The sequence below is a fragment of the Streptomyces sp. NPDC060232 genome (genome assembly GCF_042726555.1).
GTDB lineage: Bacteria > Actinomycetota > Actinomycetes > Streptomycetales > Streptomycetaceae > Streptomyces.
On the sequence record NZ_JBHXAG010000010.1, the window covers coordinates 232079 to 253373 of the forward strand.

The 21295-nt window shown below is 74.6% G+C and carries 20 protein-coding genes; 8 read left to right on the forward strand and 12 right to left on the reverse strand.

All coding sequences use genetic code 11. The features are described 5' to 3' along the window. Positions 1 to 375 precede the first annotated feature (375 nt). Positions 376 to 1107, reverse strand: a complete 732-nt coding sequence (locus tag ACFWFZ_RS17380) for a VIT1/CCC1 transporter family protein (RefSeq protein ID WP_387123117.1) — start codon at positions 1105 to 1107, stop codon at positions 376 to 378. Between the two features lie 267 nt (positions 1108 to 1374). Here ACFWFZ_RS17380 and ACFWFZ_RS17385 point away from each other — a divergent pair, with 267 nt between their 5' ends. From ACFWFZ_RS17385 to ACFWFZ_RS17415, 7 genes are all read left to right on the forward strand, one after another. Then, positions 1375 to 2361: an ADP-ribosylglycohydrolase family protein gene (locus tag ACFWFZ_RS17385; protein ID WP_387123119.1), complete on the forward strand. Its 987-nt coding sequence runs from the start codon at positions 1375 to 1377 to the stop codon at positions 2359 to 2361. A 647-nt stretch (positions 2362 to 3008) separates the two neighbouring features. Next, the gene (locus ACFWFZ_RS17390) at positions 3009 to 4226 is read left to right on the forward strand and encodes an ADP-ribosylglycohydrolase family protein (RefSeq protein ID WP_387123184.1); all 1218 of its coding nucleotides are present in this window, start codon (positions 3009 to 3011) and stop codon (positions 4224 to 4226) included. Between the two features lie 130 nt (positions 4227 to 4356). Then, positions 4357 to 5502: an ADP-ribosylglycohydrolase family protein gene (locus tag ACFWFZ_RS17395; RefSeq protein ID WP_387123121.1), complete on the forward strand. Its 1146-nt coding sequence runs from the start codon at positions 4357 to 4359 to the stop codon at positions 5500 to 5502. A gap of 263 nt (positions 5503 to 5765) precedes the next feature. Further along, positions 5766 to 7493, forward strand: a complete 1728-nt coding sequence (locus ACFWFZ_RS17400; protein WP_387123123.1) for an ADP-ribosylglycohydrolase family protein — start codon at positions 5766 to 5768, stop codon at positions 7491 to 7493. Next, positions 7490 to 8419, forward strand: coding sequence for a ribokinase (gene rbsK / locus ACFWFZ_RS17405; RefSeq protein ID WP_387123125.1), 930 nt, complete (start codon positions 7490 to 7492; stop codon positions 8417 to 8419). Before ACFWFZ_RS17400 ends, rbsK begins: the two co-directional genes overlap by 4 nt. Positions 8420 to 8775: 356 nt before the next feature. After that, complete coding sequence (locus ACFWFZ_RS17410; protein WP_387123186.1) at positions 8776 to 9951, forward strand: CaiB/BaiF CoA transferase family protein; 1176 nt, start codon at positions 8776 to 8778, stop codon at positions 9949 to 9951. Beyond that, positions 9948 to 10763, forward strand: coding sequence for an HpcH/HpaI aldolase/citrate lyase family protein (locus ACFWFZ_RS17415; protein WP_387123127.1), 816 nt, complete (start codon positions 9948 to 9950; stop codon positions 10761 to 10763). The genes ACFWFZ_RS17410 and ACFWFZ_RS17415 overlap by 4 nt, the downstream gene beginning before the upstream one ends. A 343-nt stretch (positions 10764 to 11106) precedes the next feature. On the opposite strand, the gene lgt is transcribed toward ACFWFZ_RS17415, so the two are convergent. The 11 genes from lgt to hisI form a co-directional block, all read right to left on the reverse strand. After that, positions 11107 to 12150 carry a prolipoprotein diacylglyceryl transferase gene (lgt, locus tag ACFWFZ_RS17420; protein WP_387123129.1) on the reverse strand — a complete coding sequence of 348 codons (1044 nt, stop codon included), beginning with the start codon at positions 12148 to 12150 and terminating at the stop codon, positions 11107 to 11109. Between the two features lie 88 nt (positions 12151 to 12238). Beyond that, positions 12239 to 13261 carry a DsbA family protein gene (locus ACFWFZ_RS17425; protein WP_387123131.1) on the reverse strand — a complete coding sequence of 341 codons (1023 nt, stop codon included), beginning with the start codon at positions 13259 to 13261 and terminating at the stop codon, positions 12239 to 12241. 116 nt (positions 13262 to 13377) lie between these two features. Beyond that, positions 13378 to 14205 (reverse strand): tryptophan synthase subunit alpha, encoded by an 828-nt coding sequence (gene trpA / locus ACFWFZ_RS17430; RefSeq protein WP_387123133.1) that lies wholly within the window; start codon positions 14203 to 14205, stop codon positions 13378 to 13380. Next, positions 14202 to 15473: a tryptophan synthase subunit beta gene (gene trpB, locus ACFWFZ_RS17435; RefSeq protein ID WP_387123135.1), complete on the reverse strand. Its 1272-nt coding sequence runs from the start codon at positions 15471 to 15473 to the stop codon at positions 14202 to 14204. Before trpB ends, trpA begins: the two co-directional genes overlap by 4 nt. A 205-nt stretch (positions 15474 to 15678) precedes the next feature. Beyond that, positions 15679 to 15870, reverse strand: coding sequence for a tryptophan biosynthesis modulator TrpM (gene trpM, locus ACFWFZ_RS17440; protein ID WP_045324077.1), 192 nt, complete (start codon positions 15868 to 15870; stop codon positions 15679 to 15681). A gap of 8 nt (positions 15871 to 15878) precedes the next feature. Beyond that, complete coding sequence (trpC, locus tag ACFWFZ_RS17445; protein ID WP_387123137.1) at positions 15879 to 16688, reverse strand: indole-3-glycerol phosphate synthase TrpC; 810 nt, start codon at positions 16686 to 16688, stop codon at positions 15879 to 15881. Between the two features lie 172 nt (positions 16689 to 16860). Next, positions 16861 to 17361, reverse strand: a complete 501-nt coding sequence (locus ACFWFZ_RS17450; RefSeq protein ID WP_387123139.1) for a DUF2752 domain-containing protein — start codon at positions 17359 to 17361, stop codon at positions 16861 to 16863. 68 nt (positions 17362 to 17429) lie between these two features. Continuing rightward, complete coding sequence (locus tag ACFWFZ_RS17455; RefSeq protein WP_387123141.1) at positions 17430 to 17681, reverse strand: HGxxPAAW family protein; 252 nt, start codon at positions 17679 to 17681, stop codon at positions 17430 to 17432. Positions 17682 to 17804: 123 nt separating this feature from the next. Then, complete coding sequence (locus tag ACFWFZ_RS17460) at positions 17805 to 18491, reverse strand: TIGR02234 family membrane protein (protein ID WP_387123143.1); 687 nt, start codon at positions 18489 to 18491, stop codon at positions 17805 to 17807. Between the two features lie 14 nt (positions 18492 to 18505). Beyond that, entirely contained in the window at positions 18506 to 19996 is a 1491-nt protein-coding gene (locus ACFWFZ_RS17465) for an anthranilate synthase component I (protein WP_387123145.1), read from the reverse strand. Between the two features lie 16 nt (positions 19997 to 20012). Beyond that, positions 20013 to 20381 (reverse strand): phosphoribosyl-AMP cyclohydrolase, encoded by a 369-nt coding sequence (hisI, locus tag ACFWFZ_RS17470; RefSeq protein ID WP_030662139.1) that lies wholly within the window; start codon positions 20379 to 20381, stop codon positions 20013 to 20015. A gap of 91 nt (positions 20382 to 20472) precedes the next feature. On the opposite strand from hisI, the gene ACFWFZ_RS17475 reads away from it, so the two are divergent. Then, on the forward strand, positions 20473 to 21105 hold the full coding sequence (locus ACFWFZ_RS17475) for a TIGR03085 family metal-binding protein (protein WP_387123147.1): 633 nt from the start codon (positions 20473 to 20475) through the stop codon (positions 21103 to 21105). Positions 21106 to 21295: the final 190 nt, after the last annotated feature.

The window sequence follows — 21295 nt, forward strand, 5'->3', positions numbered from 1 at the left end:
CATCGGCTCTCCCGTCGTCGTCGTGGCATATGTGCATAGCCGAGGGACGACGTTGGCCCTCTGCGAAATTTCGTGCAGATTACATGATGACGACTATCCCGAGAAGCGGATATGCCATTCCAGCATGCGGACACTGCGCGAGGCAGAAAGAGGGGACTTTCACGGCGCTCTACGGGCGGATCGCGGGGTGTCGCGGGGGTATCGCGAGGTGTCCCGGCTGTCGCGGCGTATCGCGTGGGGCGAAGGTCCCGGTACAGGGCGGGCATCGTTGCCCACCCGGAGTCCTGGAGTGATGCCCGGCGGACACAGGATCGAAACCGCCGGGTAACGGACTAATTATGTTGCGTCCTGCATAGTGTCTCACTCTCAGGCCGGTCAGCCTATGGCTCCGCCGATCCAGGTCCCCAGGACGTACGTCACACCGGCGGCCGCGCCGCCGAGCAGCAGCTGGCGCAGGCCGCTGTACCACCAGGACCGGGCGGTGACCCGGGCGACGACCGCGCCGCAGGCGAAGAGCCCGGCCAGCGCGAGCAGCACCGCGGGCCACAGGGCCGTGGCGCCGAGCAGGTAGGGCAGTACGGGGAGCAGGGCGCCCAGCGCGAAGGACCCGAAGGAGGAGACGGCGGCGACGAGCGGCGACGGCAGGTCGTCGGGGTCGATGCCGAGCTCCTCGCGGGCGTGGATCTCCAGCGCCTGCTCGGGGTCCCGGGACAGCTGCATGGCGACCTCGCGGGCGAGCGCCGGCTCGACGCCGCGGGAGACGTAGAGCTCGGCCAGCTCCTCCATCTCGTCGACGGGGTGCTTGCGCAGCTGCTGCCGTTCGACGTCGAGCTCGGCGAGGACCAGCTCGCGCTGCGAGGCCACGGAGGTGTACTCGCCGGCGGCCATCGAGAAGGCTCCGGCGGCGAGGCCGGCGAGGCCGGTGATCACGACGATCTGCGGGGCGACGGCTCCGCCGGCCACGCCGGTCATGAGGGCGAGGTTGGAGACGAGCCCGTCCATCGCGCCGAAGACGGCCGGCCGCAGCCATCCACCGTTGACGTCGCGGTGGGTGTGGTTGTCGCGGTGCGCGGTGTGCAGCGGTGCATCGATGTCGATGATGGACATGCGTGTCGCCTCCCCTTGTCTCCCCATGGGTGCGAACGGACGCTGCGACACGTCCCGCTCCCCCTGAACGCCTCGAAACTACGCACGATTTTCCTGGCCCGCCAGCAAGGAAGGCCGTACTTACCTGCGGTTTTGCGGGTCGGCGACCGGGTGACGCCGATGTTCCCGGGGTGTTTCGCGGCGCGCGACAAACCACATGACATGGCACAAATCCCCCAAGGGCTCATGATGAGCACCATCCACGTGGGAAGGCGCGCCATGGAGCCGGTGAAGCAGATTGCATGCAATCCGCAGGTCCTCCTCGAACGGGCCAGGGGCGCGCTTCTGGGACTCGCGGTGGGCGACGCGCTCGGCGCCCCCGCGGAGAACATGAAGCCGTCGGAGATCCGGGCGAAATGGGGCCGCATCGAGGGCTTCGTGACGGAGGACCCCGCGGGCACGGACGACACCGAGTACGCGATCTTCTCGGGGCTGCTCCTGGCCCGCCACGGCTCGGCGCTCACCGTCTCCCACGTCGAGCGGGCGTGGCACCACTGGATCGCGGACCTCGACGAAGGCCCGTTCCGCGGGGCGGGGTTCTCGGAGCGCGGCACGCTGGAGAACCTCCGCCGGGGCCTGGCGGCGCCCATCTCGGCCCAACACCGGCACGCGTGGTCGGACGGGCTGGCCATGCGGGCCGCGCCGTTCGGGGTGTTCGCGGCGGGGCGGCCCGCCGAGGCGGCGCGGCTGGTCGCCATCGACGGCACGGTCAGCCACGAGGGCGAGGGCATCTACGGCGGCCAGGCGGTCGCGGCGGGCGTGGCCGCGGCCATGGCGGGCGGCAGCCCGGCCTCCGTCGTCTCCGCCGCCCTCTCGGTCATCCCGTCGGACTCCTGGACGGCCCGCTCCCTGCGCCGGGCGGTCACCGCGGCCCCGCGCGGGGAGCGGGCCGTGCGCTCGGCGGTGGTCATCGGCGGCTACCCCTGGACGGACCTGGCGCCGGAGGCGGTGGGCCTCGCCTTCGGCGCGTTCGCCGCGTCCGGCGGCGACTTCGCCGCCTCCGTCCTCACCGCCGTGAACATGGGCCGCGACGCCGACACCACGGCCGCGGTGGCGGGCGCCCTGGCCGGCGCGACGTCGGGCGCCTCGGCGATCCCCACCGCCTGGGGCACGGCGATCGGCCCGGTACGCGGCAGCTGCCTGCCGTCGATGCGGGGCTATCACGTCCTGGACATCGCGGACCTCCTCACCCCGGAATACGAGGCCGCCCGATGACCCCACCGCCCGACCCCGCATACCCCGGCCCCTCCCCGACCGGCGCCGCCCGCAACCGGAGCCCGGAGCCCGGGCAGGCCGTCGGGGCCCCCGACGCCGACCGGGCCCCGGGGGCCCCGCCCCGGCCCGCACCGGCGGAACCCCGGACAGGCCCGCCAGACCTCACCACCCCCGGGCCGCAGGCCCCCGCAGCACCCCCACCGGCGAACCCGGCCACCCCGGCAAGCCTCGGGCCGGAGCCCGTAACGGCGGAACCCCAGACAGACCCGCCAGACCTCACCACCCCCGGGCCGCAGGCCCCCGCAGCACCCCCACCGGCGAACCCGGCCACCCCGGCAAGCCTCAGGTGGGAGCCCGTACCGGCGGGCCCGGCCCACCGGTCGGACCTCGGGGCGGGCACTGCGGCCCCGGCCGCCCCCGCCCCCGGCCCCGGTGTGGCGCAGCCGCGGTCCGTAACGGCCTACCTCCGGCCGGGCCCGGCCGGGCCGACTGCCCTCTGGTCCGGGGTCGCCCGGGTGCTGGAGACCAGGGCAGGGTGCGTACCGGCCGGGCTCCCGGCCGGGCAGGGGTCCAGGGGCCTGCCCCTGGTTTCGGGAAGGGGCGGGGCGGGGAACGACCCGGCCCCCGCACCCCCGCTCCGCACCGTGATCCACCCCGCCGAGCACCCCGCCGAGCACCCCGCAGGGACCCCGGCACGCCACGACGGCCGCCGCCGCCCCATCGAAGGCCTCCTCCTCGGGCTCGCCGCAGGCGACGCGGCCGGCTGGCCCGCGGCCCGCCACCGCGCCAGCCGGATGCCCGAGTGGACCCGCCGCCTCACCCGCGAGCTCGACACCTTCGCCGAGCAGAACGCCACCACCACCCTCCCCGTCCCCATCGCCCTCAACCAGCCCCCGGAGCCGCTGCGGCTCGGCCCGTCCGACGACGCCGAATGGGCCGCCTTCGTGGCCGAATCCGTACTCACCGCCGCTGGCGTCCTCCTCAGCGACCTCTCCCGCTCCCGCCGCATGCGCGCCGCCATCGACCTCGCCTGGAACGCCCTCGCCTCCGAGGTCGCCGCCGCGGCGGAACGCGCACCCGAAGTCGAGTCCGCCGTCCTGCCATTGCGCGCACGGATCTCCGTACGCGCCGGCCTCGGCAACCTCGCCACCGGCCTGCGCCCGCCCGCCACCGGCCACGACAACCCGCACTACTTCGACGACGCCGCCTGCGTCCGCGCCTGCGTCCTCGCCGTCGTCCACCCCGGCGACGCCGCGGCCGCCGCCGACCTCGCCGAGTTCGACGCCCGCTACACCCAGGACGGCGACGGCGTGCACGGCGCCCGCGCCATGGCCGCCGCCGTCGCCACCGCCCTCACCACCGCCGACGTCGACGCCGCCGTGGACGCCGCCCTGGCCCAGCTCCCCGCCGCCACCGAGATCGGCCGCAACGCCCGCCACGCCGTCGGACTGGCCCGCGCCCACGCGGACGGCGGGGCCTTCGCCGGCGCTTTCGCCATCGTCCCGACGCTCGAACACGAGATCGTGGACCACGTCTACAGCTACGGCATCGCAGCCGCCGAGACCGTGCCCGTGGCCCTCGCCCTCGCGACCGCCGCCCGCGGCAAGGCGACCGAGGCCGTACCGGCCGCCGCGTGCCTGTCGCGCGTCGCGGACTCCGCCCCCGCCCTCGCCGGCGCGCTCACCGGCGTGATCGGCGGCGGCGACTCGATCCCCGCCGCCTGGCGCGAGGCCTGCCGCACCCTCTCCGGCTGCGCCCTGCCCCGCCTCGCCGGCACCGACCTCGTGGAACTCGCCGCGCTCCTCGCCGGCACCGAGCTCACCTCGCCCAAGCCCGCCCCGCCGAAGCGGAGGCCGCACGCGTGAACGGCGACTTTCAGACCGGCGGCGACGCTCAGGACGTGTCGACCGCGCCTGCGCAGGCGCCTCCGGGGCAAGGTGGTAGACCTCCCGCACGCACCGGCTGCGACCAGGGTTTCCGGACAAGGAGAGTGGAATGACGCTCACATTGGAGGACCGGGCCTGCGGGGCCCTCGTCGGCGCCGCCGTCGGTGACGCGCTCGGCGGCCCCGTGGAGGGCTGGACCCCGGACCAGATCGTCGAACGGCACGGCGGCCGTGTCCACGGCATCGTCGGCCCGTGGCACGAGAACTGGCGCACGGCCCGCCCCATCGCCCCGTACCACAAGGGCGACGGACACGTCACGGACGACACCTTGATGACGCACGCGCTGGTACGGGTCTACGAGACCGTACGGGACCACCTCGACGCCTACGCCGTCGCCGAGCACCTGGTCCCCGACCTGATGTCCAACCCGCGCTGGATCCCCGAACTGGAGGCCGAGGCGCTGCCGTTGCAGCGGATCTTCCTCGCGGAGAAGTGGATGGTGGCCCGCCTGCACTACGCGCACGTCGACCCGCGCGAGGCCGGCACCGGCAACATCGTCAACTGCGGTGCGGCCATGTACATGGCTCCGGTGGGCATCGCCAACGCGGGCAACCCGGCGGGCGCCTACGCGGAGGCCCTCGACATCGCCGGCGCCCACCAGTCCTCGTACGGGCGGGAGGCGGCGGGCGTGTTCGCGGCGGCCGTGGCGGCGGCGTGCATGCCAGGGGCGACGGCGGCGAGCGTGGTGGACACGGCGCTGTCCCTGGCGAAGGACGGCACGCGGGCCGCGATCACGGCCGTCCGCGAAGCGGCCCGCGCCCACCGGGACTTCGAGTCGGCGCTCGCCCCGCTGCGGGCGGCGGTGGCCCCGTACGACTCGGTCGGTCCGGACTACCGCAACCCCTCGCTCGACGCCCGCCGCCCGTCCCGCCTCCACGCCATCGAGGAACTCCCGATCGCACTGGGGATGCTGCTCGTCGCGGACGGCCGGTACGAGGGGGCCGTGCTCGGAGCGGTCAACTACGGGCGGGACTGCGACTCCATCGCCACCATGGCGGGAGCCATCGCCGGAGCCCTGGGCGGTGAGGCCGCGGTCCCGGCCGTCTGGGCGAAGCAGGTCGCCGAGGCCAGCCGCCTGGACCTGCACGCCCCGGCCGTGACGCTGGCCGCCGTGGCCCGGGAGATCTTCGCCCACGACCGTGCCCGCCGCCGCGCCCACGAATCGGCCTTCGCCGCGATCGCCGCCCCCCGATGACCCCCTCCTCCCCCTGCGGCCCCCCTCGGGCGGAGCCTGCCACGGCTGCCGGCCGTCCCGGATCCGGATCCGCGACGACGGGTCCCGGCACGCCGGAACCGCCGTTCGGGACCGCCGCTTACCGGACGGACCCGGTCCGGGAGCGGCCCGACGGGCCCCTACCCGGTACGGCGGGAGCCGACAGGCGTCCGGCCGGACGATCGGCGGAGGCGGACGGGGTACGGCTGACCTGGGCTCAGCCCGAGGATCTCGTCGGGCACGAGTTGCGGCAGGCGGCCGAGGACGGCCGCGACCCGGGCCCCGCCCTGCGGGCCTGGTCCGCCGCGGGCGGTCACCCGGCGCCCGAGCGCGCCGGGGCCTCCCCCGCCCCGGCACCCCCGCACCTGCGTGCGCTGGCGACCCGTCTGCTGGACGAACTCGCCGGCCTCCCCTCCCCGTTGTCCGCCGACGAGCCGACCTCCTGGGCCGCCATCGTCGCCTCCCGCCCGCAGGCCGCGGCGACGGCCCGCTCCCCCAAGCCGCCGCCCGTACCGTCCGCCGAGCCGCCGGACACCCGCCCCGGGCGTACGGCCACGGGCCGGGGGCCCCGGCCCGGCGGCCAGGCCCCCCATCCCCTACCGGGCCACCCGCCCACGGGCCCGGCCCCGGGAGCCGAGGACGAGGCCCGGCCCGCCACCCGCCCCAGGCGGTACGAAACCGCCCACCCGGCGGCCCGGGCCCACGCCCAGGGGCCCCAGGCCCCACCGCAGGGCCCCGGCAGCCGCACCGGCCAGGGGCCTGCGGGCTCGGTCCCGGCAGCCGCCTGCGAGGCGGGACCCACGCGGGTCCCGGACGGCGCCCGCCTCGGACCCGTGGATCGGCCGCAGGCCATGGCCGGGGGCGGGCAGGTCGTCCCCCGAAGCGAGGACTCGGGACCCGGACCCGGACCCGGACCCGGGCTACGGCGGCGGCTTGAGGCTGCTTGGGTCGGGCGGGCCGTCGGGTGCCTGCTCGGCAAGCCCGTCGAGAAGCTGCCCCTCGACGGGATCCGGGCGCTGGCCCGCGCCGCGGGCAACTGGCCGCTGGACGACTGGTTCACCGCCCGCGGCGTCCCCGCGGAACTGCTGGCCGCGTACCCCTGGAACCGCCGCTCCGCCCCCACCTCCCTCGCCGAGAACATCGACGGCATGCCCGAGGACGACGACCTCAACTACCCGCTGCTGAACCTGCGCCTGCTCCAGCGCTTCGGCAGGTCCTTCACCACCGCCGACGTCGCCCGCCTGTGGCTCGACGAGCTGCCCGCCGGCCGTACCTTCACCGCCGAGCGCGTCGCGTACCGCAACCTCCTCCTCGGCCTGGAGCCCCCCGCCACCGCCACCCACCACAACCCCTTCCGCGAGTGGATCGGCGCCCTCATCCGCGCCGACGTGCACGGCTGGACCAACCCCGGCGACCCGGCCGCCGCCGCGGCCCAGGCCTACCGGGACGCCGCCCTGACCCACACCGGCAACGGTGTCTACGCCGCCCTCTTCGTCGCCGCCGCCACCGCCCACGCCGCCACCGGCCGCGCGGACGTCCACGCCGCCCTGCGCGCCGGGCTGGCCGCCGTACCGCCGCGCTCCCGCCTCGCCGAGGCGATCCGCTTCGGGATCCGCACGGCCACCGAGGAGGCCGACTTCGACCCCGTCGTCGACCGGCTGCACGCCCGCTACGGGCACTACCACTGGGTCCACGCCGTCCCGAACACCGCCCTGATCGCCGCCGCCCTCACCCACGCCGACGGCGACTTCACCCGTTCCGTCTGCCGGGCCGTGTCCGGCGGTTGGGACACCGACTCCAACGGCGCCACCGCCGGCGCCCTCGCCGGGCTGCTCGCCGGCTCCCCGCACCGGATCCCGCACCGCTGGACCGCCCCTCTCAAGAACCGCCTCGCCACCACCGTCCCCGGCTTCGACGGCATCGGTTTCGACACCCTCGCCCACCTCACCGCACAGGAGGCAGCACGCTCATGACGGCCATCGCCGTGCTCGGCAGTACCAACATGGACCTCGTCGCCTACGTCCCCAAAGCCCCTCTCCCCGGGGAGACGGTCACCGGCCGCGCCTTCCGTACCGTCCCCGGCGGCAAGGGCGCCAACCAGGCCGTCGCCGCCGCCCGCTCCGGCGGGAAGGTGGTGATGATCGGCGCGGTCGGGGCCGACGAGTTCGGCGTACGGCTGCGCTCCGCGCTCACCGCCGCCGGCGTCGAGACGGCGGGTCTGCGCACCGTCGAAGGCGCCAGCGGTACCGCGCACATCACGGTGGACGACGAGGGCGGCAACCGCATCGTCGTCATCCCGGGCGCGAACGGCAGCGTCACCGGCCTGGAAGCGGGCGACGAGGCCCGGATCGCCGCCGTCGGCGCCCTCCTCCTCCAGCTGGAACTCCCCCTGCCGGCCGTGCTCGCCGGCGCCCGCGCCGCCCGCGCGCACGGAGTCCGTACGGTGCTCACCCCGGCCCCCGTCCAGCCTCTGCCCGCCGAGCTCCTCGCCGCCACCGACCTCCTGGTGCCCAACGAGCACGAGGCGGCCGCCCTGACCGGCCTGACCGACCCCCGGCAGGCCGCCGAGGCACTGCTGGCCACCGTGCCCGAGGTGGTGATCACCCTCGGCGCGGCCGGCGTCCTCCACGCGGCGCGCGGCCGGGACCCACTGGCCGTGCCCGCGCCCCGGGTCCGCGCCGTGGACACCACCGCGGCCGGTGACACCTTCGTCGGGGCCCTGGCCGTGGCCCTGGGCGAGGGCCGGCCGATGCCCGAGGCGCTGCGCTGGGCCTCGGCGGCGGCCGCGCTCTCGGTGCAACACCACGGCGCCCAGGACTCGATGCCGACCCGCGCCGAGACCGACTCCTTCGCCCTGGCCGGCTGGGAAGCGGACAACGGAGCCGGGGCCACCCCGTGACCCCGGACGGGCCCGGCGGCTCGGCCGCGCTGCCCGCCGGCCTGGAGCTGGACCTGGTGGACCCGGGTACGGCCGGCCGCGGCGCGGCGGGGAAGTCCGCGCCGGCGTCGGGCGCGCGGGCGGCGGCGTACTCCGCGGGGGCCGGGGGTGTGTCGGGGCGATCCCCGCAGGGCGCCGAACGCACCGCCGCCGCACCTTCCGACCCTGGGCACCGTTCGGCGCCCGAGGAGACGCCCCGGCGCGCGCCCGGCCCCACCGAAGCCCCCGGCCCCACCGAAGCCCCCGCGACCACACCCGACCCCGCCGACTCCGCCCAGCCCGCCGGCGCCCGGCCAGGGCAGGGGCCGCAGGGGCCACTGCGCGGGCTGCGGGTGCTCGACCTCGCGACGCTCTTCGCCGGGCCGCTCGCCGCGACCCTGCTCGGCGACTTCGGCGCCGAAGTCGTCAAGGTCGAGCACCCGGCCGTCCCCGACCCCTCCCGCGGTCACGGCCCCGCCAAGGACGGGATCGGCCTGTGGTGGAAGCTGCTCGGCCGCAACAAGCGGACCGTCACCCTCGATCTGTCCACCCCCGGCGGCCGGGACACCCTGCTGCGGCTCGCCGCCACCGCCGACGTGGTCATCGAGAACTTCCGCCCCGGCACCCTGGAGCGGTGGGGCCTGGGCTGGCCCGAACTGTCCGCCGCCAACCCGCGCCTGGTCCTGGCCCGCGTCACGGCCTTCGGCCAGCAGGGGCCGTACGCCCACCGCCCCGGCTTCGGCACCCTCGCCGAGGCCATGAGCGGCTTCGCCTCGGTCACCGGGGAGCCGGACGGCCCGCCGACCCTGCCGCCTTTCGGGCTGGCCGACTCCATCGCCGCGCTCACCTGCGCGTACGCCGTGATGACGGCGCTCGCCGGACGCGACCGCACCGGGCACGGGCAGGTCGTGGACCTGGCCATCATCGAGCCGATCCTCACCGTGCTCGGCCCGCAGCCGCTCTGGTACGACCAGCTGGGCTACGTCCAGCCGCGCACCGGCAACCGCTCCGCCAACAACGCCCCCCGCAACACCTACCGCAGTGCCGACGGCCGCTGGCTGGCGGTCTCCGCCTCCGCCCAGTCCATCGCCGAGCGCGTGATGCGGCTGGTGGGCCGGCCGGAGCTGATCGCCGAGCCGTGGTTCGCGACCGGCGCCGGGCGGGCCCGGCACGCCGACGTCCTCGACGAGGCGGTCGGCGGCTGGATCGCCCGCCACAAGGCGGAGGAGGTCGTCTGCGCCTTCGAGGACGCCGAGGCGGCCGTCGCGCTGGTCTACGACGTCCGCGACGTGATGGCCGATCCGCAGTTCGCGGCCCTCGACACGGTGACCGAGATCGAGGATCCGGAGCTGGGCCCCCTGCGGATGCAGAACATCCTCTTCCGGCTGTCCGAGACCCCCGGCGGGATCCGCTGGGCGGGCCGCCCGCACGGCGCGGACACGACCGAGGTGCTGGCCGAGCTCGGACTGACCGGGCCCGAGATCGCCGCGTTGCGGACCGAGGGGGCACTGTGATCCTGACCTGGCTGTACGCGCCCGGCGACCGCCCCGCGGTGGTCGCCAAGGCGCTGGCCTGCGGGGCCGACGCCGTCATCGTCGACCTGGAGGACGCGGTGGCGGCCTCCCGCAAGGAGTACGCCCGCGCCGCCACCGTCGAGCTGCTCGCCGAGCGGCCCGCGGTCCCCGTCCACGTCCGCGTCAACGGCCTCGACTCCCCGTGGGGCGGCGCCGACCTCACCGCGCTCGCCGGGCTGCGCGGGCTCGCGGGACTGCGGCTGCCCAAGATCACCGCCCCGGAGCAGATCGCCGTGGCCGCCGACCGCACCGGCGGGGTGGGGCTGCACGCCCTGCTGGAGTCGGCGCTGGGAGTGGAGCGCGCCTACGAGATCGCCCGCGCGCACCCGGCCCTGCGCGGGCTCTCCCTCGGCGAGGCGGACCTGCGGGCGGACCTGGCGGCCAGCGCGGAGGAGGGTCTGGACTGGTGCCGCTCCCGGGTGGTGGTCGCGGCGCGCGCCGCCGGGCTGGCGCCCCCGGCCCAGTCGGTGTTCCCCGACATCCGCGACCTGGAGGCGTTGGCGGTCTCCTGCGCGCGCGGCCGGTCCCTCGGCTTCCTCGGCCGGGCAGCGATCCACCCGCGCCAGCTGCCGGTGATCGAGCGGTCCTACCTACCGGCGCCCGAGGAGGTGAGCGCCGCGGTGGAGGTGCTCGGCGCGGCCCGGGCCGCGCCGGGCGCGCTGGCCCTTCCCGACGGCCGGTTCGTGGACCCGGCGATCGTGGCGTCGGCGCACCGCACCCTGGCGCTGGCCGCGCGGACCCCGGCCCGTTGACCCCCGCCTCCCGGCCGCACCCCTGCGCCGGCCGCGCGGGGACCGGTCGCGGAGCACCCGGCCGCCCGGCCCGGCCTCCGGAGCGAACTCCGGCCCCCGGCGGACGCGCGCCACGCCCTTGCGCTCGCCGCGCAGATCCGGTCGGTGCAGTCGGTGCACCCCGCCGCACGCCCCGCGCCCTTGCGCCCGCCGTGCGGGGCCCGTCGCGACGTGCCGCGCGCCTCTGCGCTCGCGGGGTGGGGCCGGGTCCCGAGGGTGCTCCGGACGGCGCTCGGCCGGCGTACGGAACGTCGCGAGGGGGGTGCCGCGTGGTACGCGGCACCCCCCTCGCGACGTTCCGCGGTCAGGCCTTGTCGGCCTCCGGGGCCTCGGCGTCGACGGCCGGCTTGCGCAGGTCGGCCTTGACGGCTCCCTCCCGCACCTCGGCGTCGGCGCGCGGGGCGCGGGTCGGCAGGGAGTCCTTCGGCTCGGCGCCGGCCTCGGACTCGGCCGTGGCGTCCGTCGTGCCCCCGGCCTTGTCGTCGGACGTGGCCTCGGCCTTGGCCTCGCGCTCGTCCTTGCCGTCCCCGCCGGAGGCGTCCGGCTCGACGACCTCCTCACGGCCCGGCCGCAGCTTCGCGGAGAGCACGAAGTAGACGACGGCGAGCACGAAGACGAAGATCGAGGTCCACACGTTCAGCCGGACACCGAGGATGTGGTGCGCCTCGTCGACCCGCATGTACTCGATCCAGCCGCGGCCGACGCAGTACGCGGCCACGTACAGGGCGAACGCCCGCCCGTGGCCGAGCTTGAAGCGGCGGTCGGCCCAGATCACCAGGAACGCGACGCCGACGCACCACAGCGACTCGTACAGGAAGGTCGGGTGGTAGGTCCCGGCGTCCCTGTTCGGGCCGGCGCTGATCTCGACCGCCCACGGCAGGTCGGTGGCCCGGCCGTAGAGCTCCTGGTTGAACCAGTTGCCCCAGCGGCCGCAGGCCTGGGCCAGCGCGAGGCCCGGGGCCAGGGCGTCGGCCCAGGCCGGCAGCGGGATGCCGCGCAGCCGGCAGCCGATCCAGGCACCCACCGCGCCCAGCGCGATCGCGCCCCAGATGCCGAGGCCGCCCTCCCAGATCTTGAAGGCGTCGACCCAGTTGCGGCCCTCGCCGAAGTAGAGCTGGTAGTCGGTGATCACGTGGTAGAGGCGACCGCCGACCAGCCCGAACGGCACCGCCCACACGGCGATGTCCGCGACCGTGCCCGGCTTTCCGCCGCGCGCGATCCAGCGCCTGTTGCCGAGCCAGACGGCGACGAAGACGCCGATGATGATGCAGAACGCGTAGCCGCGGAGCGGGATCGGTCCGAGATGGATCACGCCGGTCGACGGACTGGGGATGTAAGCAATGTCCATGGCAGACCTGACGCTACCCTGCCGGACGGTGCGTACCGCAACCCGCCCGGCAGGGTCGAAACCAAATCCAGACCTGGATCGGCGGAAGTCAGTCCCCCGAGGAGCCGTTCCCGGTGCCGCTCACGGCCCCGCTCGCGGTGCCGCCCCCCGACCTGCCGCCGGAGCCGTTCGCGGTGCCGCTCACGGAGCTGTTCGCGGTGCCCTTCGAGGACGTGGACGCCGTCCTCGACGCCGACGGTGAGGCCTTCGCCCCGCCCTTCCCGGTGTCCTTCCCGGCCTCCTTCTCCTTCCCCGCGCCCTTGGCCCCGGCTCCGCCGGAGCCCTTCGCGGCCGCCTCCACCTGCTGCTTCAGCTTCTGCGGGGTCAGCGGGTCGGCCTCGGAGAAGATGTCCTTGCCGTCGAGCAGCACGGTCGGCGTGCCTCGGAAGTTCCCGGCGGCGAAGGCCTCGTGCGACTTGCCCACCCAGCTGTTGTGCGTGCCGTCCTCGACGCACTTGCGGAACTCGGGGGTGTCCAGCCCCTCGACCTTGCCCGCCAGCTCCAGCAGCTTGGCGTTCTTGCCGTAGGCGTCGTCGACCTCCTGCGGCTGGTTCTGGAAGAGGACGTCGTGGTACTCGGCGAACTTGCCGGCGTCCTGCGCGCAGGCCGCCGCGTTGGCGCCCTTCAGGGAGCCGCTGCCGCCCATGTTCCCGTCGATGAGCGTGACCAGGTGGTAGTCCACCTTGAGCAGGCCCTTGGCTTCCAGCTCGTGGATGGTGTCCCGGTAGTTGTCCTCGAAGGACTTGCAGGCGGGGCAGCGGAAGTCCTCCCACACGGTGAGGGTGGACTTCGCCTCGGGCTTGCCCGTCTGGATGGCGAGAGCGTCCTTGCCGGTGGCGCCGGAGGGGGCGACCACCGGGCCCGCCGAGTCGGACTTGTCGCCCTTGCCGGCGTTGGCCGCGATCACGCCCACGACCGTCGCCAGGCCCAGGACGCCGACCACCGCCGCCGCCACGATCAGGGTCCGCCGGCGCTTGTCCCGGGTCTTCTGCCGCTCGCGCTCCGCTTGGAGTCGCTCCCGGGCCGATCGTTTCGTCGCATCGCGGTTCGCACCGTCGTTCTTCTCGCTCACGCTCCGCCAAACGAAGCAGGGAGGCACTCGCGTGCCTCCCTGCCGGCCATTCCACCCGATCGGACTACAGAACCCGATCGGGTGTCCGGTTTGTCTCAGCCTCTGCGGACTGCGCCTCAGCCCCTGCGGACACCCTGCGCGAGCTCTCCCGCCAGCGCCCGTACGGCGTCCAGCCCGGCCGGCAGGTCCGGCGCGTCCAGCAGCAGCTTCACGAAGGCCGAGCCGACGATCACGCCGTCGGCGAAGCCCGCGACCTCCTTCGCCTGGGCGGCGTTGGAGACGCCGAGGCCCACGCAGACGGGGAGCTCGGTCGTGGCCCGGGTACGCCGGACCAGGTCCTGGGCCTGGTTGCCGACCGATTCGCGGGTTCCGGTAACACCCATCAGCGAGGCGGCGTAGACGAAGCCGGAGCCGGCCGCCGTGATGACGGCCAGGCGCTCGTCCTTGCTGCTGGGTGCCACGACGAAGACGGTCGCCAGACCGTGCTTCTCCGCGTGCTCGCGCCACAGCGCGGACTCCTGGACCGGCAGGTCGGGCAGGATGCAGCCGGCCCCGCCCGCGGCCGCGAGCTCGGCCGTGAACCGCTCGACGCCGTAGCGGTCGATGGGGTTCCAGTAGGTCATCACCAGGATCGGGGCGCCGGTCGCCTCGTGGGCCTCGCGGACCGTGCGGAACACGTCGGCGATCTTGACGCCGCCGCGCAGGGCGATGTCGTCGGCGGTCTGGATGACCGGCCCGTCGAGGACCGGGTCGCTGTGGGGCAGGCCGATCTCGACGACGTCCGCGCCACCGGCGACGACGGCCCTGACCGCCTCGATGCCGCCGTCGACCGTCGGGAAGCCCGCGGGGAGGTAGGCGACGAGGGCCGCGCGGTCCTCGGACTTCGCCTTGGCGAGGGTGGCGCTCAGCAGCTCGATGTTGCCGCGCCCGTGCGTGGAGCTCACTTGTCGTCCCCCTCGGAGAACTCGTTGTCGGCGACTTCACCGTCGGTGTCGTACAGCCCGAAGTAGCGGGCGGCGGTGTCCATGTCCTTGTCGCCGCGACCGGACAGGTTGACGACCATCAGGCCGTCCTTGCCCAGCTCCTTGCCCAGGTCCAGGGCGCCTGCGAGGGCGTGCGCCGACTCGATCGCCGGGATGATGCCCTCGGTGCGCGAGAGCAGGCGCAGGGCCTGCATGGCGGCGTCGTCGGTGACCGCGCGGTACTCGCCGCGGCCGGTGTCCTTGAGGTAGGAGTGCTCCGGGCCGATGCCCGGGTAGTCCAGGCCCGCCGAGATGGAGTACGGCTCGGTGATCTGTCCCTCCTCGTCCTGGAGGACGTAGGAGCGGGAGCCGTGCAGGATGCCGGGCTCGCCGGCGGTCAGCGTTGCCGCGTGCTCGCCGGTCTCGACGCCGTGCCCGGCGGGCTCGAAGCCGACCAGGCGGACGCCGGCGTCCGGGATGAAGGCGTGGAAGAGGCCGATGGCGTTGGAGCCGCCGCCGACGCAGGCCGCGACGGCGTCGGGCAGCCGGCCGGCGCGCTCCAGGATCTGGCGGCGGGCCTCGACGCCGATGACCCGGTGGAAGTCGCGAACCATCGCCGGGAAGGGGTGCGGGCCGGCGACCGTGCCGAAGAGGTAGTGGGTGCGGTCCACGTTGGCGACCCAGTCGCGGAACGCCTCGTTGATCGCGTCCTTCAGGGTCCGCGAGCCGGACTTCACCGCGATGACCTCGGCGCCCAGCATGCGCATGCGGGCGACGTTCAGCGCCTGGCGCTGCGTGTCGACCTCGCCCATGTAGATGGTGCATTCGAGGCCGAAGAGGGCGCAGGCGGTGGCGGTGGCAACGCCGTGCTGGCCGGCGCCGGTCTCGGCGATCACGCGGGTCTTGCCCATGCGCTTGGTGAGCAGCGCCTGGCCCAGCACGTTGTTGATCTTGTGCGAGCCGGTGTGGTTGAGGTCCTCGCGCTTGAGGAAGATCCGCGCGCCGCCGGCGTGCTCGGCGAAGCGGGGCACCTCGGTGAGGGCGCTCGGGCGGCCGGTGTAGTTGACCATCAGGTCGCCCAGCTCGGCCGCGAAGGACGGGTCGCCCTTTGCCTTCTCGTACTCGACGGCGACCTCGTCCACGGCGGCGACGAGCGCCTCCGGGATGAACTTGCCGCCGAAGTCGCCGAAGTAGCCCTCGGCGTTGGGGACGTGACCCTCCGGGTCCGGGATGAAGAACTCGCTGGACATGATCCAGTGCTCCTACGGGTGCGAGATGCGGCGGGGTGGTTTCACCGTATTGCGCCGCCCGCCCGTGCCGCGGACACCCCGCTGGGGGATGTCTGCGTACGGTGCGCGGCGGCCCGCGCCCGGAGCCGGTCGGCCCGGGCGGCAGGCCGTACGGGACCGCCTCGCGACGCGGTACGTCTCGCGTACCGGGCCGCGGCAGCCCTCGTTACGGCGCGTCTCCGCGGCGCCATCGCATGCCGTTGACCTGGCCGGGCTCGGAGCCGATCACGTACCGGACCCGCCGCCCGTGGACGCGCCGGGCCGGCGCGCGGCAGCCGCGGGGGCGGCAGCCGCGCGCCAGGGGCGCGTACGCCGTCGGCACGCGGCGCGTGCGGACGGAGGGGCGGTCGTGGGCCATGGGACGGGTCAGCTCCGTCCGTGGCGCAGGGCCGGGTGGGCCCCGGCGGCGACGAGGTCGGCCACGGCCGACTTCGGGTCGCGGCCGGTGACCAGGGACTCCCCGACGAGGACGGCGTCGGCGCCCTCGTTGGCGTAGGCGATCAGGTCGTGCGGTCCGCGGATGCCGGACTCGGCGACCTTGACGATGTGGGGCGGGATCTCGCCGACGACGCGCTCGAAGGTGGAGCGGTCGACCTTGAGGTCCTTGAGGTTGCGGGCGTTGACGCCGATGATCCTGGCGCCGGCGGCCACCGCGCGTTCCACCTCCTCCTCGTCGTGCACCTCGACGAGCGGGGTGAGGCCGATGGACTCGGCCCGCTCGATGAGGGAGACGAGGGCCTCCTGCTCCAGCGCGGCGACGATCAGCAGGGCGAGGTCGGCGCCGTAGGCACGGGCCTCCCAGAGCTGGTACGCCGTGACGATGAAGTCCTTGCGCAGGATCGGGATGTCCACGCGGGCGCGGACGGCCTCCAGGTCGGCCAGCGAGCCGCCGAACCGGCGCTGCTCGGTGAGGACGGAGATGACCGCCGCACCGCCCGCCTCGTAGTCCGCGGCGAGCCCGGCCGGATCCGCGATCGCGGCCAGCGCGCCCTTGGAGGGGCTGGAGCGCTTGACCTCGCAGATCACCTTGACGCCGTCGCCACGCAGGGCCGCGACGCCGTCCTTGGCCTGGGGCGCCTTGGCGGCACGCTCCTTGAGCTCGTCGAGGCTCACGCGGGCCTGCCGTTCGGCAAGGTCTTCGCGGACCCCTTCGATGATCTCGTCGAGCACACTCACGCGAGCGGCCCCCTTCCGGGTCGATGACGGTCGGCCGCCCTGCAGACACGTACCACTGCAAGGTCGGCAATCAAATGGTATCCGGCGGAGGCGTCGCCCTCCGCACTCGGTTGACGGCGTCCCAGTAACTGGACATTCGGAATACACCCTTCATCCCCGCTGTACACGGGGCTCAGGGCGCCAGCGCCGCCCCGAAAGAGAGATTTCGGACAACGGCGAAAACCAGTACCATCGCGCCCACCACCCACCAGGAGGCGGGACGCAGGACGATCCTCGGAACAGGCCCGCCGCGGAAGGCTCGAACCAGCCACAGGGCCATGAACCCCGCGAAGACGAAGTAGCCGACGACGGCGAGGGCATTCGACCCGAAAGCGGCGGCCAGGTCCCCGTGGGCGAAGGCGTGCGCGCTGCGCAGCCCGCCGCAGCCCGGGCACAGGACGCCCGTCAGCCGCAGCAGCGGGCAGACCGGGTAGTGGCCCGGCTCGTTGGGGTCCACGGTGCCCACGTACGTGAACGCCGCGCCGGCCGCGGCCAGGTAGAGCGCCGGGGCGGCGAGCCGCCTGGCCCGGGACGCCCGCACGGCGGGCACCACGGGTACGGAGTGCCCGGCCTGCGGACCGGGCCCGGCGTCGGGGGTGCTGGAGGCGTCCACCTGCTGATTCTCTCCGCTCACGACAAAAGGCGCAGCCCGGCGGGGCCGCGCCTTTCGGCTCTCTTCCAGGACCGGCGCAGGTGACGCGCTCAGACCTTGGCGGGGACCTTGTTCGCGCGAATGACCTCCGCGAGGTCCTTGTGGGCGGCCTTCGGCGCGCCCATGCCCGCGGCCTTCATCGCCAGGCCGACGACACCGCCGAGCGCGACGACGACCAGACCGGCCCAGAAGCCCAGCGGGTTCGCGAGCACCATGAAGGCGCCGGAGACGCAGAAACCGATGAAGGCGATGATGACACCGGTCCAGGCGGCCGGGGTGTGTCCGTGGCTAGTGCCCGCCATGAGTTGCTCCTCGTTTGCTCTGTCGCGCTGCTGTGTCGAACGTGCGGTCTGTGACGAACGCTCGGTGACATTGTCCCGCACCGGGGGGCTTCGCCGTCCAGGGGGGTCGGCTCAGGAGCCGGGTCAGCGGGTCCGGTCGCTGCCCGGGTCCGCGGTCGGGTCCTCGCCGCGGTCCAGAGCCTTCCACAGATCTTCCGGCCGGTCGGGATCCACCGCCGCGACGGCCCGCGGACGGGGCCTGCCGTCACGCTCGTAGCGGCCTCCCATCGAGGGCCAGCCGCGGCCGAAACGCAGCGCCAGCAGTCCGGCGGCCAGGATGAGGACCGCGCCGGCGGCCGTGACGTACGGCCACGTCGTCTGGGTCAGGCCCGCCACGTGGGCCGCGCTGTCCGCGGTCGTACGGGCGGCCTGCGCGTCCAGGGCGCTGCGGCCGTCGGAGCCGAAGAGTGCCGACAGCGCCGCGCCGAGGCCGCTGAGGGCGAGCAGGCCGGACACCAGCAGCCGGCTCTTGCCCCGTACGGCGAAGACGGCGACCAGCGCGGCCAGGCCCACGATGGCCAGCGCCGCCGGGAGGCCGGTCACGGCCCGCCCGTCGGCGCTGAGCTGGAGCGAGTCGCTGCCGATGGCCGCTGTGCCCCGGGCCCAGACCCGGCCGGAGGCGAGCAGGACGACGGTGGAGCCGAGCGCGCCGAGCAGCAGCGCGGCGGCCACGCTGCGGCGGCTGCTGCGGCTGTCGGCTGCCTCGGACTCGGGCTCGGGCGCGGCGGAGGCGTCGGATCGGGGCGGGGGTACGGCACTCACGTACCCCACTATCCCCTACGCCTTCAGGAGCCGCTCAGGCGGTTCGCCGCTGCCACCGCGCGCAACACGGCGGCGGCCTTGTTGCGGCACTCGTTGTCCTCCAGCTCGGGCACCGAGTCGGCGACGACACCGGCGCCGGCCTGCACGTACGCCGTGCCGTCGCGCAGCAGGGCCGTACGGATGGCGATGGCCGTGTCGGAGTCCCCGGCGAAGTCCAGGTAGCCCACGCAGCCGCCGTAGAGGCCGCGGCGGGAGGGCTCCAGCTCCTCGATGATCTGCATGGCGCGCGGCTTGGGCGCCCCGGAGAGGGTGCCGGCCGGGAAGCACGCGGTGAGCACGTCGAAGGCGGTCTTCCCCTCGGCCACACGGCCCGTCACGGTGGAGACGATGTGCATGACGTGGGAGTAGCGCTCGATCGACATGAAGTCGACGACCTCCACCGATCCCGGTTCGCAGACCCGGCCGAGGTCGTTGCGGCCCAGGTCGACGAGCATCAGGTGCTCGGCGCGCTCCTTGGGGTCGGCCAGCAGCTCTTCGGCGAGGTCGTTGTCCTCCTGCGGGGTCGCGCCCCGGTGGCGGGTGCCGGCGATGGGGTGCACCATGGCCCGCCCGTCCTCGACCTTCACCAGTGCCTCGGGGCTGGAGCCGACGACGTCGAAGCCGTTCTCGAAGCGGAAGAGGTACATGTACGGGGACGGGTTGGTGGCGCGCAGCACCCGGTAGACGTCCAGTGCGGAGGCCTCACAGGAGGTCTCGAACCGCTGCGAGGGCACCACCTGGAAGGCCTCGCCGGCCCGGATCCGCTCCTTGATGTCCTCGACGGCCGCCTGGTACTCCTCGCCGCCCCACAGGGCGGAGAACTCGGGCAGCTCGGAGGCGGGCAGCGGGGCCGGCACGTAGGGCGCGGGCCGGGCCAGGTCCGCCTCCATGGCGTCGAGGCGGGCCACGGCGTCCGCGTAGGCCTCGTCGACCCCGGAGTCGAGGTCGTTGTGGTTGATGGCGTTGGCGATGAGCTGGACGGTGCCGTCCCAGTGGTCCAGCACCGCGAGGTCGGAGGTGAGCAGCATCGTCAGCTCGGGCAGCCGCAGGTCGTCGCTGCCGTGCTCGCCGATGCGCTCCAGGCGGCGCACGATGTCGTAGCCGAGGTAGCCGACCATGCCGCCGGTGAAGGGCGGCATGCCGGCCGCGAGGTCGCGGGGGGTGTGCAGGGCCTCGACGGTGGCGCGCAGGGCGTCGAGCGGGTCGCCGTCGGTGGGTACGCCGACGGGCGGGGTGCCGATCCAGTGCGCGCTGCCGTCCCGGACGGTCAGGGTCGCGTCGCTGCGGACCCCGACGAAGGAGTACCGGGACCAGGACCGGCCGTTCTCCGCGGACTCCAGGAGGAAGGTGCCGGGGCGTTCGGCGGCCAGCTTGCGGTAGAGCCCGACGGGCGTGTCCCCGTCGGCGAGCAGCTTGCGGCTCACGGGGATGACGCGGCGGTCGGCCGCGAGCTTGCGGAACGTCTCAAGATCCATTGAGGGGTGCCCCTACCTAGTCGGCTGCGCGGAGGAGGACGTCTTCGTCGAAGCAGGTGCGGGCTCCGGTGTGGCAGGCGGCTCCGACCTGGTCGACCTTGACGAGCACGGTGTCGGCGTCGCAGTCGAGGGCGACGGACTTGACGTGCTGGAAGTGGCCGGAAGTATCCCCCTTCACCCAGTACTCCTGGCGGCTGCGCGACCAGTACGTGCAACGGCCGGTGGTCAGGGTGCGGTGCAGGGCCTCGTCGTCCATCCACCCGAGCATGAGCACCTCACCGGTGTCGTACTGCTGGGCGATGGCCGGGACCAGCCCGTCGGCGGAGCGCTTGAGGCGCGCGGCGATGGCGGGGTCGAGGTTGCCGGGGCGGGGGGACGTACTCATGGAGCCATTGTGCCGGGCGGGGGCGGGCGGAATGATCCATGTCCGCCTGATGGGCGGGCGCCCGGCGCGATCCGGCCGTAGGCTGGCTGGCATGTCTACCCATGCGAAGCGTGAACGCCTGCTGCTGGCGGACCTGTTGGAGGCGGCCGGCCCGGAGGCCCCCACGCTGTGCGAAGGCTGGACCTGTCGCGAGCTGGCCGCGCACGTGGTCGTCCGGGAACGGCGGCCGGACGCGGCGGGCGGGCTCCTGCTGAACGTCCTGAAGGCCCGCTTGGACAAGGCGATGGAGGAGTACACGGCCAAGCCGTACGAGGAGCTCATCCAGCTGATCCGGACCGGGCCGCCGCGGATGTCGGTGTACGCGCTGAAGCAGATCGACGAGGCGGCGAACGCGGTGGAGTTCTACGTGCACGCGGAGGACGTCCGCCGGGCCCAGCCGGACTGGTCCCCGCGGGAGCTGGACCCGGTCTTCTCGGACGCGCTGTGGTCCCGTCTGGAGAAGCTGGCCCGCCTGACGGGCCGCCGCGCGCCGGTGGGCCTGGTGCTGCGCCGCCCGAACGGGCAGACGGCGGTGGCGCACAAGGGCGCGCCGGTGGTGACGGTGACGGGCGAACCGGGGGAACTGACGCTGTTCTGCTTCGGCCGCCAGGCGTCCGCCGCCGTCTCCCTGGACGGCGAGAAGGACGCGATCGCCATGCTGACGGCTGCCGCCCTGGGCATCTAGGGGGGCGCTGCCTCCGTGCCCTGGCTGGGGGCCGGTGGCCGCGCCTCAAGCGCCGGCGGGGCTGGGTTCGGTGTCCCTGGCCGGGGGCGTGACCTGTCGGGCTGGACGGTGGCTTCGGGTGGGGTGGTGCCCCTCCGGGGGCTCTCCTCGGCTCGGCGCGTGCGGGCACGTCTCGGTCGTACCCGGTGGT